The sequence below is a fragment of the Serratia sp. LACPHL-BACT-2024-00286 genome, from assembly GCF_043109535.1.
Taxonomy (GTDB): Bacteria; Pseudomonadota; Gammaproteobacteria; order Enterobacterales; family Enterobacteriaceae; genus Serratia; species Serratia sarumanii.
On the sequence record NZ_JBICNA010000003.1, the window covers coordinates 305,966 to 318,153 of the forward strand.

Genomic DNA, 12,188 nt, shown 5'->3' on the forward strand with positions numbered 1-12,188 from the left:
GCAGCCCTTCTCGGCGGCGCCAAATGAAAAAAGACAGCAATAGCTTGATATAAAATTGTTTTTTAAGGGATGAAAAATGTCAGAACACCCCCAAAATACCGCCAATCAACCTCTGCGTCACCCAGTCGCCAAGCTCTTGCTGACCTCAGCCATGCTGCTGGCGCCGGGCGTACAGGCCGGAACCGACAACGTTGAGCGTGATATCACCGTCGTCGCCGGCGCACAGGAAAACGTCACCGCGCCGCTGCAGGGCATCGTCGCCAAAGAAAGCGCGGCGGGAACCAAAAGCGCCGCGCCGTTGGTAAAAACGCCGCAGGCCATCACCGTCGTCACGCGCGATCAAATGGATCAGCAGGATGCGGCTTCCGTCGCTCAGGCGCTGCGATACTCCAGCGGCGTCGTGGCGGAATACCGCGGCACCTCTAACCGCAGCGACGAAGTGATCGTACGCGGCTTTCGTTACGCCCCAAAATATCTGGACGGCCTGAGCTATCAAAGCGGCCAGATCGACCCCTGGCTGCTTGAACGCGTTGAGGTGGTGCGCGGCCCGGCTTCTGTGCTGTACGGCCAGGCCAACCCGGGTGGGCTGGTGGCGATGACCAGCAAGCGGCCCGTCGCCCAGGCTATTCGCAAACTGCAATTGAGCGCGGGCAACCTGCATCAAGGAGAGGCCGCTTTCGACTTCGGCGGCGCATTGGACGAAGATGCCAAACTGCTGTATCGCCTTAACGGCATCGCCGGCACCAAAGAGACCGGCATCAAAGATCACAAGGAAAAACGCTTCGCCATCGCACCGGCGCTGACCTATATCGCCAATGAAGACACGACGTTCACCCTGTTGACCAGCTATCAAAAGGAACCGGAGAACGGCTACCGCAACTTCCTGCCGACCTCCGGCGTGGCGATCAAAAGCAGCGCCGGCTATCTGCCGTATGATTTCAACGTCAGCGATCCCGGTTTCAACCAGGCTCGCCGCGAACAAACCTCGTTCGGCTATATCTTCGAGCACTATATTAACGACGTTTTCTCTTTCCAGCAGAACATGCGTTACACCACGGTGGATGAACGTTACAAATATCTGGTGTTCATGTCGCAAGCCAAAAACAGCACGCTGCTGCAGCGCCGTCCGCAAAAAGATATCGTCAAATCCCATGAGCTGGGGTTGGATAACCAACTGAAAGCGCAATTCAGCACCGGCGACGTCGAGCACAGCGTGTTGACCGGCCTTGACTACAAGTGGAGCAAGGTCAATACCCAAAACTGGCGCGGCGACAGCGCGGGCTATTTCCTCGACTGGACTCGGCCGGTTTACGGCATGCCGGTCAACGAAAGCGCATTGCCGAAGGTCACCGATAACCGCAAGGTGCTGGACCAACTCGGCGTTTATCTGCAGGATCAGATGAGCTACGGCGGTTGGAATTTGTTGTTGTCGCTGCGCAACGACTGGACCGAGCTGCGCACTCAGGACATGTTGAGATCCAGCGACAGTCAGCAAAACGACACCAAACTGACTGGCCGCAGCGGCCTGCTGTACGCCTTTGACAACGGCATTGCCCCGTACATCAGCTACAGCACATCGTTTGAACCCAACCTCGATACCGGCGCGCCGGGCACCGATCCGTTCAAGCCCACCACCGGTGAACAAACCGAAATCGGCGTGAAATTCCAGCCGAAGAACAGCAACACGCTGATGACGCTGGCGTTGTTCGATCTGACGCAGAAAAACGTCAGCTCCACCAACCCGGTAACCAAATACAAGGAGCAGATCGGCAAAGTGCGTTCCAAGGGGCTGGAAGCCGAAGTGCATTCACAGCTCACCCCGGCCATCGCGCTCATGGCGGCCTACACCTATACCGACATCGTTACCAAAGAAACCTATGTCGACGATCAGCGCGGCAAGACGCTGGTGATGGTGCCGACGCACGCCGCCTCCGCCTGGGGAACCTACAGCTTCCTGCAAGGGCCGCTGAAAGGCTTCTCCACCGGCGCTGGGGTACGTTACAACGGCGCCAGCCAAGGCGATGCGACCAACACCTACAAAGTGCCGGCCTTTACGCTGTATGACTGGATGGCGCGCTACGAATTGGCAGAAGTGGCTCCGAGCCTGGCAGGCGCCGCGCTGCAGGTTAACGTCAACAACCTGACCGACAAGCATTACGTTTCGTCCTGCGGCGGCGTGGACGCCTGTTTCTACGGCAGCGGCCGCACCGTCACCGCCACGGTCAGCTACAGCTGGTAAAACCTTTGGGCGCCGCATTGCCGCGGCGCCCTGCTTTATTTCTCCAGCGATACCTGCTTGAAGATGTGTTTGCCGAACGGGTCTATCTCGTAGCCTTTCACTTCCTTGCGCACCGGTTCGAAGATGGTCGAGTGCGCGATCATCAGCGCCGGCATCTGATCGTGCATCATCACCTGCGCCTGCTGGTACATCGCCACCCGCTTGGCGCGATCGTTCTCCTCGCGCGCCTGCAGGATCAGCTGGTCGAACGGTTTATAGCACCATTTCGCCGAGTTCGAACCACCGAGCGAAGCGCAGGTGAACAGCGGCCCGAAGAAGTTGTCCGGATCGCCGTTGGCGGTGGTCCAGCCCATCAGCGCGGTCTGATGCTCGCCGTTTTTAATCCGCTGCAAATATTCGCCCCACTCGAAGGTGACGATTTTGGCGCGCACGCCGATTTTGGCCCAGTCGGCCTGGATCATCTCCGCCATGCGCTTGGCGTTGGGGTTATAGGGCCGCTGCACCGGCATCGCCCACAGATCGATGTCGAACCCCTGCCCCAGCCCAGCCTCCTGCAACAGCTGCTTCGCCCGCTCCGGCGAATACGGGTAATCTTCAAGCTGCGCGTTGCTGCCCCACTGGGTCGGCGGCAGCAGATTCTTGGCCGGCTGGCCGGCGCCGTGGAACACCGCCTCGATGATCGCCGGCTTGTTGACCGCCAGCGCCAACGCCTGGCGCACCTTGACGTTATCCAACGGTTTCTTCTGGGTGTTGAACGCCAGGAAGCCGATATTCAAGCCGGATTTTTCCATCACCTGAAGGTTGCCGTCCTGCCGCATGCGCGCCAGATCCGCCGGATTGGGGAACGGCATCACCTGACACTCGTTCTTTTGCAGCTTGGCATAACGCACCGTCGCATCCGGCGTGATCGAAAACACCAGCCGGTCGATCTTCGGTTTGCCTTCCCAGTAACGATCGAACGCCTTGTAGAGGATTTTCGCGTCTTTCTGATACTGCACCAGCTGGAACGGCCCGGTGCCGATCGGATCGTTATCTACCCGCTGCGGCGTACCGGCCTTCAGCATCGCGTCGGCATATTCCGCCGAAAAAATGGTGGCGAAGTACATGCCCAGATCGGCGACGAACGGCGCCTCGGCGCGGGAGAGCTCAAAGCGCACGGTGTTGTCGTCCACCTTGACGATCCGGTCGATCAGCGTGCCGAACTCCATCGACTCGAAGTTGGTGTAGGCACCGTTGGAGACCTTGTGATACGGGTTGTTGGCGTCCTTTTGCCGCATAAACGAGAAGATGACGTCATCGGCGTTGAAATCGCGGGTGGGCGTGAAATATTTATTGCTCTGGAATGCCACGCCCTTGCGCAGGTGGAAGGTATAGCGTTTGCCGTCCTCGCTCACCTCCCAGCTTTCCGCCAGGCTGGGTTGCAGCTCGACGGTGCCGGGTTTGAAGTCCACCAGCCGGTTGTAGATCGCCGCCGAACTGGCGTCCACCGTGGTGCCGGAGGTGAACAGCTGCGGGTTGAAGCCTTCCGGCGAGCCTTCGGAACAGTAGACCAGCGTATTGGCCCGCGCGCCGCCGGCAATCGCCAACGCCAGCAGCCCGATCGTTATTGCTTTTCTTTTCATTGCGCTATCCCCAGTGGTGAAAAAACAGCCCAACGGTTAGCAATAAATCATGCGGTTAGCGATGTAAAGGACAAATTCCGCGCATAAAAACGGGCAGGCGCGCATGCGGCCTGCCCGGTGAAACGGCGCGAGGATGATGAAATTAAATCATCTGGCTGAAGTTCATCTGCGCCATCAGCTTATAGTTGTCGGCGTAGTCGACCGGAATGGCCACCACCACCGGCCCCTGGATCGCCATCGCCTTGCGCAGCATCGGCCGCAGATCGTCCACCGACTGCACGGCGAAACCGACCGCGCCGCAGGATTCCGCGTAGGCCTTGAAGTCGATCGGCCCAAACTCCACGCCGGATTTGCGTTGGTATTTGTTCACTTCCTGCATCTCCACCATGTTGTAGGCGTTATCGACCCAGATGACGTGCACGATGTTGTTTCTCAGCCGCACCGCGGTCTCCAGCTCCATGCTCGACTGCATGAACCCGCCGTCGCCGGAGATAGACACCACTTTATCGCCAGGGCGCACCAGCGCCGCGCCGATGGCCCACGGCAACGCCACCCCCATGGTTTGCTGGCCGTTGGAGATCAACAGCTGACGGGCGCGGAAGCTGTACAGGTAGCGGGCGATCCAGATGTGGAAGCTGCCCATGTCCACGCACAGGGTTACGTCGTCGCTGACGATGTCCTGCAGCTCCTTGACGATGCGCAGCGGGTGGATCGGCATGCCGCCGCGGCGCGCGGCGCGCTCCGCCAGTTCCGTGCGTTGGCGGCCGAGATCGGTGAGGATCAGCTCCACCTCCGGCGGCACGCAGACCGCCTCAGTGAACGTTTCGGTCATCATGTTCAGCGTGGCGCTGATGTTGCCCACCAGCTCGACGTCCGGCCGATAGCAGGTGTCGATATCCGCCGGCAGCACGTCGATGTGCACCAGTTTCAGCCGCCCGTGGCTGTTCCACATGCAGGGATCGTATTCGATCGGATCATAGCCGACGCTGACCACCAGATCGGCCTTCTGCAACAGCTGATCGGCCGGCTGGTTGTTGAACAGGCCGACGCGGCCGGCGAAACGGGCGAAGTGGTTGACGTCGATCACCCCCGCCGCCTGATAGGTGCCGACCACCGGCATATGGGTGCGGTACAGCAGATGGCGCACCGCCTCGCTGTTCTCCGGCCGGCTGGCCTGCAGGCCGAGCAGCAATACCGGGCATTTAGCCTGGCGGATCAGTTTCACCGCCGCCTGAATGTCGTCCGCCGCGGCGGCCCCCATGCGCGGCAAGCGGCAGCCGGCCAGCACCGGCGCGCTCACCGGTTCATTGACGATATCCATCGGCAAGCTGACGAACGACGCCCCCGGCCGGCCGAACTCGGCGCGGCGAAAGGCGTTGGCGATCACTTCGGAAATCGCCGAACCGGCATGCACTTCGGCGCAATACTTGGTCACCGGCCGGAACATGCTGACGGTATCCATGCTCTGGTGCGTCTGCTTCAGGCTGTCGGCGCGCTTCACCGCCCCGCCGAAGGCCACCACCGCGTCCCCTTCCGAAGTGGCGGTGGCCAGCCCGGTTATCAGGTTGGAGCTGCCCGGCCCGGAGGTAACCAGCGCCACCCCGGCTTTGCCGGTCAGGCGGCCGACCGCCGCCGCCATAAAGGCCGCGTTGGCCTCATGCCGCACCACCACCGTTTCAATCGATGGCGCGTCCTCCAGCGAGTCGAACACCCGATCGATCTTGGCGCCCGGAATGCCGAAAACGTGTTTGACGCCCTGCGCTTCCAGGTTTTTCACCACCAAATCGGCGCCGCATTGCCAGTCATTGCCTGTTTTTTCCTGTGCCATGGTTCCACCTCCTAAGAAAACGATCGCCGGGGTTAGCCCTCGGCGGAACGAATCGCGCGATCCAAATCCTCTGGACAGAGGTTGGCGCGCAAGAAATCCGCATCATGCGGCAACTGAAGATTGAGACGCGTGATGACGCCGAACTGCAGACGGCCATGATCGAGCTGGTAGTCCAGCACGTGGCCGCCGCCGCTGCGGTCGTCGGTAACGAAGTGTTCGTGATAGCCGGCCACGCCGATGCCCTGCATGTAATCTGGCGAGCGGAAGCCGACCAGCGTGCCGCGCCGCTGATGGAACGAGAAGGTCGGCTGCTCTTCTATCGCCTCCAGCATCGGGCGGTAGGGCCGCTCCTGGCGCGGCACGGTGCGGGTTTCCACGTGGCTGAACTCACCGTCGACCCGCACCGCGCAAAACAGGTTCGGCGAAGCGACCTGCTCGTCGATGCACTGGTGCAGCTGCGCCTTGGTGATCGGCCGGTCGAACTGCTGGCTGACGCTGGGCTGGAAAAAGGTGACGACGGCGAAGGGGGTTTGCTGTTGCAGGCCGGCCGGCCGGGCGCTGCCGTCGGCGCGCAGCTGGTGTATTTCCTGGTCGAAAGCGATCAGTTCGCCGTCCAGGTGATTGAAGGTGCCGAGGCCGAAATCGCCGTGCTTGAGCAGCTCGGCAATAGTTGTTTCACCCTCGTAGACCCCGTCGATGAGCGCGCTCATCAGCGAGATTTGATAGATTTCGCCCTCCCCGGCGTTGATCGACTGCCTGGCAAAACCCTGCGCCAAATGGCGCGCACAGGCACACCCGTGTTTTTCGTTCATGACTGACTCCTCCACCAGCGCGAAACCGCGGTTCCGCGCGTTCAAAAGACCCACCGACGGTGAGCCAAGATGCCCCCCAAGGCGCGTTCATCAGTTGGAACGATTCAGCCTGAGGCGACAAAAAAACCGGCACGGCTGGCCGGCCGATAACCAGGCATCAGATCAGAATGAGATAAAGTAAAGGCTTACTAATCATTAAGACTGAACCGGTTATCAAATTGAACGGTTAATCTGGTGTTGGAGCGGCAATCAACTCCGCAGGCGGCTCACGCGGCCTGGGAAAAACATCTGCTATTTGGTGCTAAGCGCCGCGAGGTTTATGCGTTTTCTCTCTATGCGGCCGGGATGGGACGGCGCCGAAGCCCGTCGTCAACCCGCAGCCAGAGTAGCCGCCGCGCCGCCGGCAGAGAAGCGGGTATTCATAAGAAACGCTTTTGCATATAATGCAAAAATGAATGACGCCCGCTATGTAGAACATCTGCCAATTTTTCTCGACGTCGCCCGCCTGGGCAGCTTTTCCGCAGCTGCGCGCCGGCTGGGCATGGTGCCCTCCTCGCTGGTGCGCCACATCGATGCCCTGGAAAGCGCGCTCGGCGCCGCGCTGTTCGTGCGCTCCACCCGTGGCCTGCTGCTGACCGACGCCGGCGAACTGCTGCTGACGCGCGCCGCCGCGCTGATGACGGACATCACCGGCCTTCGCGCCGAGCTGAGCGCGCTGAACGAAACGCCGCAGGGCACGCTGCGCATCAGCTGCCTGCCAACCTTCGGCAAAACCTATGTGCTGCCGCTGCTGCCGACGCTGGCGGAACGCTACCCGCAGCTGTCGGTCGACCTCGATCTGACCGAACGCCAGACCGATCCGACGCAGGAGCGGCTCGACGCCGCCCTCCGCATCGGCGAACAGAAGGACAGCGCGCTGTATGCCAGCCGCATCGCCACCCAACGCTGGGTAATGTGCGCCAGCCCCGCCTACGTCGCCCGCTATGGCCTGCCGGCCGATCTGGAAGCGCTGCCGCAGCATCGGCTGATCGCCCGCTACCACAAGCAGCAGCCGGCCTGCTGGGCGCAGATCCTCGACGCGGCGCTGATGAACCGCTGCACCATGGCGCTGCGCTGCGACGACTTCACCGCGCAGCGCCAGGCGGCGCTGCTCGGGCTCGGCATCGCCTTTCTACCCAACTGGGTGGTGGGGCCTGACGTGCAGCACGGGCAACTGGTGCAGATACTGGAAGATCCGCGCCATGAGCAGCAAGGCATCTATCTGCTGCGCCCAATGGCGAAGGTGTCCGCCCGGCTGGCGGCCTTCACCGCCCTGCTGCAGCAAACCCTCGGTCAGCCGCCCAACTGGGGGTAAATCGGCGTTACCCGGCCGCGCAGCGCCGGGTTGTCACTCTCGTCTTTCAGTTCGACGCCGGTCAGCCGGCGCTGGAACGCCTGCTCCAGCAGCCAGGCCAATTTGAACGCCGCCTGCGGGTAATCCAGCCCCTCGGGGCGCACGTTGGAGATGCAATTGCGCTCGGCGTCCGTTCTGCGCGCGTTCGGCCCCCAGGTCATATAGACACCCAGGCTGTCCGGCGACGACAGCCCCGGCCGTTCGCCAATCAGCACCGCCACCGCCCGGGCTTGCAGGCATTCGCCGATCTCATCCCCCAGCGCCACCCGCGCCTGATGCGCCAGCACCACCGGCGCAACGGTCAGCCCCAGCGTATCGAGATAGGGCCGCAGCGCCTGCAGCAGCGGCAGCGCCTGGCGGTGCACCGCCTTGGAGGAGAGGCCGTCCGCCACTATCAGCAGCAGATCGACGCGGCGCGATGGCGAACCGAGCAGCAGGCTGCGGCTATCCGACGCCAACCGCCGCCCCAGATCCGGCCGGCGCAGATAGGCGGCGCGGTCGGCGGCCTGGCTGTGCACCGCCAGCGTGGGCCAACCGGCATCGTGCAGATCCGCCGCCAGCCGCTCGCTGTCGAAAGGCTGATGCACCGCGTCGCGCGCCTGGGCATGAGCCAGGCCGAAGCGCAGCAGTTCGTCGGTCGGCAGGCTGGCGCCGGTGCGCCCCAGCGCGATGCGCGCATCGGTAAAGGCGCGCAGCGCGTCCCAGCTGTTGACGTGAACCGGTTTGCTCATGTGCGTTCTCCCTGCAGCGCCAGCAACAGCGGATGATTGGCGGCGGCATCGCGCAGCCGCCCGCGTTCGTCGGTAATGTTCATCGCCGCCAGCCAGGCGGCGAACTCTGGTGCGTGCTTCAGCCCCAGCAGCTCGCGGATATAGAGCGCGTCATGGAACGACGTGCTTTGGTAGTTGAGCATGATGTCGTCCGCGCCCGGCACGCCGATCAGGAACGTCAACCCGGCGGCGGCCAACAGCGTCAGCAGCGTGTCCATGTCGTCCTGATCGGCTTCGGCATGGTTGGTGTAGCAGACGTCGCAGCCCAGCGGCAGCCCGAGCAGCTTGCCGCAGAAGTGGTCCTCCAGCCCGGCGCGGATAATTTGCTTGCCGTCATACAGGTATTCGGGGCCGATAAACCCTACCACGGTGTTGATCAGCAGCGGCGAGAAATGGCGCGCCACCGCATAGGCGCGCGCCTCGCAGGTTTGCTGATCGACGCCGTGATGGGCGTTGGCCGACAGGCAACTGCCCTGCCCGGTTTCGAAATACATCACGTTGTCGCCCAGCGTGCCGCGCCTGAGGCTCAGCGCCGCCTGCTGCGCTTCCTCCAGCAGCGCCAGATTAATGCCGAAGCCGCGATTGGCCGCTTCGGTACCGGCGATCGACTGAAACACCAGATCCACCGGCGCGCCGCGCTCTATCAGCCGCAGCGTGTTGGTCACGTGGGTCAGCACGCAGGATTGGGTGGGAATGGCAAAGCGCTGGATCACGTCGTCCAGCATGTAGTTGAGCTTTTCCAGCAGCGGCAGGCTGTCGCTGGCCGGATTGATGCCGACCACCGCGTCGCCGCTGCCGTACAACAGGCCGTCCAGCATGCTGGCGGCGATGCCCTGCAGGCTGTCGGTCGGGTGATTGGGCTGCAGCCGCACGCTGAGGTGGCCCGGCAGGCCAATCGTATTGCGAAAGCGCGTCACCACCCGGCACTTCTTGGCCACCAAAATCAGATCCTGATTGCGCATGATCTTGCTCACCGCCGCCGCCATCTCCGGCGTGATGCCGGCCGCCACCTGCGCCAGCATGGCGCTGTCCGCCTGCTCGCTCAACAGCCAGTCGCGAAAATCGCCGACCGTGAGGTGCGAGATGGGCTCGAAGGCGGCGGCATCGTGGCCGTCGATAATCAGGCGCGTCACCTCGTCCTGTTCGTACGGCACCAGCGCCTGCTGCAGGAACGTCTTGAGCGGCAAGTCCGCCAGCGCGATGCGCGCCGCCATGCGCTCTTCGGCGCTGTGCGCCGCCACCTCCGCCAGATAATCGCCGGAACGCGCCGGCGAAGCCTTCGCCATCAGCTGACGCAGATCGCCGAAGCGATAGCCGCGTTGGCCCACCGTTGCCTGATACATAGCCCCCTCCCTTGCCCCGAGTGACGAGATAAAAGCCCTGCACCAAGTGTAGTCAGTGAGAGAAGAAAATTAATTTGCCTGCGATCGCCGTCATCACGCCTCCCGCCATTTCACCCGCCGCCGCTTCGGGTTACAGTAGCCGCGAAAACAGGAGGGGTGATGGATCCGCAACGGCAAATTATCGACTGGCTGCAACAAGATGACGCGCGCATGGCCGCCCTGCGCACCGTGCGCCGGCTCGGCCTGAATGACTGGTGCCTCGGCGCCGGCTTCGTACGCAATCTGGTTTGGGATCGGCGCCACGGCTATGTGGAGCCCACGCCGCTCAACGATATCGACGTGATCCACTTCGATGCGGAGCGTGCGGACGCCGAGCGCGATCGCATGCTGGAGGCGCGGCTGCAGCAATGGCTGCCGCAGCCGTGGTCGGTCAAGAATCAGGCGCGCATGCATCTGCGCGGCGGCCGGGCGCCTTACCGCAACAGCGAAGAGGCCATCAGCTTCTGGACCGAAGTGGAAACGGCGATCGGCGCGCGCCTGAACGCCGACGACAGCCTCACGCTGGTGGCTCCCTTCGGGCTCGCGGCGCTGTTCGGCGACACCATCACCTTCAACGTGAAAAACGGCGATCGCGCTGCCTATGCCCAGCGGGTGCTCGACAAAGGCTGGCTGCAGCGCTGGCCGCGCCTGCGGCAGGTAAAGATTTAGCCGCCGCTGCCGATACCCTGAACAGCGATATACCGACTCAGGGAGAGCATCCATGACGACCAGCATCACCATGATCGTACCGATCAAAAATACCGTTCCCGGCGTCAGCAACGTCTTCAGCGCGCCGGGCCATCAGGGCGAATTGCTGATGGCCAAACCGGTCAACAACCAGCCGGAAGGCGGCAAGGCGAAGAAAAGCGAAGGTGCCAACGGCAATGACGAACCGGCAAATCTCAACGAAAGCCGCGCCTCGGCGCGCATCAAGGCGCTGAACCGGCAGATTCAGGCTCTGCAGCAAAAGCTGGTGGAGCTGAAGGACTCCAGCGCCGATCCCAAAGAGATCGAGAAGCAGAAACAGCTGATCGAAGCGCAGATCAAGATGCTGCAGGCCGAGATCGCGCGCATCCAGAAAGAAGAAATGGAAAAGCAGCAGCAGGAGCAAATGGAAAAAGCCGCGGCGCAAGCCGGCGACGGCGTAAACCGCCCGACGCCGCTCAACGCGGTGGACGTCTATATCTGAGTCAATATTCCGCGTTTTCCTGCCGGCGCTGGTGCAGCAGCGCCGCCTGCTGACGCGCGACCTGCCAGATGGCCTCCGCCGCCGGCGTCAGCGAGCGATTTTTACGCCGCACCAGCATCAGCGCGCGATTGATCTCCGGCACCAGCCGCCGCACCCGGAGCCGCCCCCCTTCCGGCAGCGGCAGCGCCAACGCCGGGAAGATGCTGATGCCGATCCCCTCCGCCACCATCGGGAACAGCGTGGCCGGATGGCCGATTTCCTGCACCACCTGCGCCTCGACGCCCTGCTGCCTCAGCGCGCTGTCGATCAACGGCCGGCTGCCCGACGCGTAATCCTGCAACACCAGGCGGCAGCCGTTTAACGCCGACCAAAGCACCTCTTGCTGCGCAGCAAACGGGTGGTCGTCGCGGCACAGCAGCAGGAACGGTTCATGCAGCACCGCTTCGCACTCCAGATCTACCGCCTGCACCGGATCGACCACGATGCCGAAATCCACCTCGGCGTTGCGCACGCTGTGCAGCACCTGCTGCTGCGCCTGATCGCGCAGCATGATGCGGATCTCCGGGTATTCGCGTTCGCCGGCGGCGATGCACTGCGGCATCAGATGGGCGGAAATGGTCTGGCTGGTCGCCACCCGCACCGTGCCGCTGCGCTGTACGCCAAAGCTGCGCGCATCCAGCAACGCGGCCTGCAGTTCGTCCAGCAGCCGTTCGACCCGGTTGGCCAGCCGCAGGCCGGCATCGGTCAACACCACTTCACGCGTGGTGCGATCCAGCAGGCGCACGCCGACCTCCGCCTCCAGCTCTTTCACGCTGTGGCTGACCGCCGATTGCGTCAGGCCGATCGCCTCGCCGGCGCGGCTGAAGCTGCCGTGGCGGGCGACAGCGACGAACACCCGCAGCTGTTTGAGTGAGTAATTCATGTGTTTTATTCATATATAAATTAAATAAATC

At 62.7% G+C, this 12,188-nt stretch carries 10 protein-coding genes; 4 read left to right on the plus strand and 6 right to left on the minus strand.

Annotated features, from left to right (window positions below; translation table 11 throughout):
- Positions 1-76: 76 nt before the first annotated feature.
- The gene (locus ACF8MC_RS11190) at positions 77-2,239 is read left to right on the plus strand and encodes a TonB-dependent siderophore receptor (protein WP_060430752.1); all 2,163 of its coding nucleotides are present in this window, start codon (positions 77-79) and stop codon (positions 2,237-2,239) included.
- Between the two features lie 35 nt (positions 2,240-2,274).
- On the opposite strand, the gene ACF8MC_RS11195 is transcribed toward ACF8MC_RS11190, so the two are convergent.
- The 3 genes from ACF8MC_RS11195 to budA form a co-directional block, all read right to left on the minus strand.
- Entirely contained in the window at positions 2,275-3,861 is a 1,587-nt protein-coding gene (locus tag ACF8MC_RS11195; protein WP_060426126.1) for an ABC transporter substrate-binding protein, read from the minus strand.
- A gap of 142 nt (positions 3,862-4,003) precedes the next feature.
- Positions 4,004-5,689: an acetolactate synthase AlsS gene (alsS, locus tag ACF8MC_RS11200; RefSeq protein ID WP_060424414.1), complete on the minus strand. Its 1,686-nt coding sequence runs from the start codon at positions 5,687-5,689 to the stop codon at positions 4,004-4,006.
- A gap of 32 nt (positions 5,690-5,721) precedes the next feature.
- The gene (gene budA / locus ACF8MC_RS11205; protein ID WP_033635443.1) at positions 5,722-6,501 is read right to left on the minus strand and encodes an acetolactate decarboxylase; all 780 of its coding nucleotides are present in this window, start codon (positions 6,499-6,501) and stop codon (positions 5,722-5,724) included.
- Positions 6,502-6,952: 451 nt separating this feature from the next.
- On the opposite strand from budA, the gene ACF8MC_RS11210 reads away from it, so the two are divergent.
- A complete protein-coding gene (locus ACF8MC_RS11210; protein WP_060452502.1) occupies positions 6,953-7,855 on the plus strand; it encodes a LysR family transcriptional regulator in 903 nt (300 codons plus the stop codon).
- Here the strand turns inward: ACF8MC_RS11210 and eutC are convergent.
- Together eutC and ACF8MC_RS11220 are read right to left on the minus strand one after the other, a co-directional pair.
- On the minus strand, positions 7,834-8,625 hold the full coding sequence (gene eutC / locus ACF8MC_RS11215) for an ethanolamine ammonia-lyase subunit EutC (protein ID WP_164105184.1): 792 nt from the start codon (positions 8,623-8,625) through the stop codon (positions 7,834-7,836). The genes ACF8MC_RS11210 and eutC overlap by 22 nt on opposite strands.
- The gene (locus ACF8MC_RS11220) at positions 8,622-10,007 is read right to left on the minus strand and encodes an ethanolamine ammonia-lyase subunit EutB (RefSeq protein ID WP_164105183.1); all 1,386 of its coding nucleotides are present in this window, start codon (positions 10,005-10,007) and stop codon (positions 8,622-8,624) included. Before ACF8MC_RS11220 ends, eutC begins: the two co-directional genes overlap by 4 nt.
- Before the next feature lie 159 nt (positions 10,008-10,166).
- On the opposite strand from ACF8MC_RS11220, the gene ACF8MC_RS11225 reads away from it, so the two are divergent.
- Together ACF8MC_RS11225 and ACF8MC_RS11230 are read left to right on the plus strand one after the other, a co-directional pair.
- Complete coding sequence (locus tag ACF8MC_RS11225) at positions 10,167-10,715, plus strand: nucleotidyltransferase family protein (protein ID WP_033649834.1); 549 nt, start codon at positions 10,167-10,169, stop codon at positions 10,713-10,715.
- Between the two features lie 52 nt (positions 10,716-10,767).
- Complete coding sequence (locus ACF8MC_RS11230; protein ID WP_164105182.1) at positions 10,768-11,235, plus strand: FlxA-like family protein; 468 nt, start codon at positions 10,768-10,770, stop codon at positions 11,233-11,235.
- 1 nt (position 11,236) lies between these two features.
- On the opposite strand, the gene ACF8MC_RS11235 is transcribed toward ACF8MC_RS11230, so the two are convergent.
- Positions 11,237-12,157: a LysR family transcriptional regulator gene (locus ACF8MC_RS11235; RefSeq protein WP_164105181.1), complete on the minus strand. Its 921-nt coding sequence runs from the start codon at positions 12,155-12,157 to the stop codon at positions 11,237-11,239.
- Positions 12,158-12,188 lie beyond the last annotated feature (31 nt).

Excerpts from the sequence above, each read along its gene's own strand:
- ACF8MC_RS11190 (WP_060430752.1), top strand. The coding sequence starts at position 77 with ATGTCAGAACACCCCCAAAATACCGCCAATCAACCTCTGCGTCACCCA.
- ACF8MC_RS11195 (WP_060426126.1), bottom strand. The coding sequence starts at position 3,861 with ATGAAAAGAAAAGCAATAACGATCGGGCTGCTGGCGTTGGCGATTGCC.
- alsS (WP_060424414.1), bottom strand. The coding sequence starts at position 5,689 with ATGGCACAGGAAAAAACAGGCAATGACTGGCAATGCGGCGCCGATTTG.
- budA (WP_033635443.1), bottom strand. The coding sequence starts at position 6,501 with ATGAACGAAAAACACGGGTGTGCCTGTGCGCGCCATTTGGCGCAGGGT.
- ACF8MC_RS11210 (WP_060452502.1), top strand. The coding sequence starts at position 6,953 with ATGAATGACGCCCGCTATGTAGAACATCTGCCAATTTTTCTCGACGTC.
- eutC (WP_164105184.1), bottom strand. The coding sequence starts at position 8,625 with ATGAGCAAACCGGTTCACGTCAACAGCTGGGACGCGCTGCGCGCCTTT.
- ACF8MC_RS11220 (WP_164105183.1), bottom strand. The coding sequence starts at position 10,007 with ATGTATCAGGCAACGGTGGGCCAACGCGGCTATCGCTTCGGCGATCTG.
- ACF8MC_RS11225 (WP_033649834.1), top strand. The coding sequence starts at position 10,167 with ATGGATCCGCAACGGCAAATTATCGACTGGCTGCAACAAGATGACGCG.
- ACF8MC_RS11230 (WP_164105182.1), top strand. The coding sequence starts at position 10,768 with ATGACGACCAGCATCACCATGATCGTACCGATCAAAAATACCGTTCCC.
- ACF8MC_RS11235 (WP_164105181.1), bottom strand. The coding sequence starts at position 12,157 with ATGAATTACTCACTCAAACAGCTGCGGGTGTTCGTCGCTGTCGCCCGC.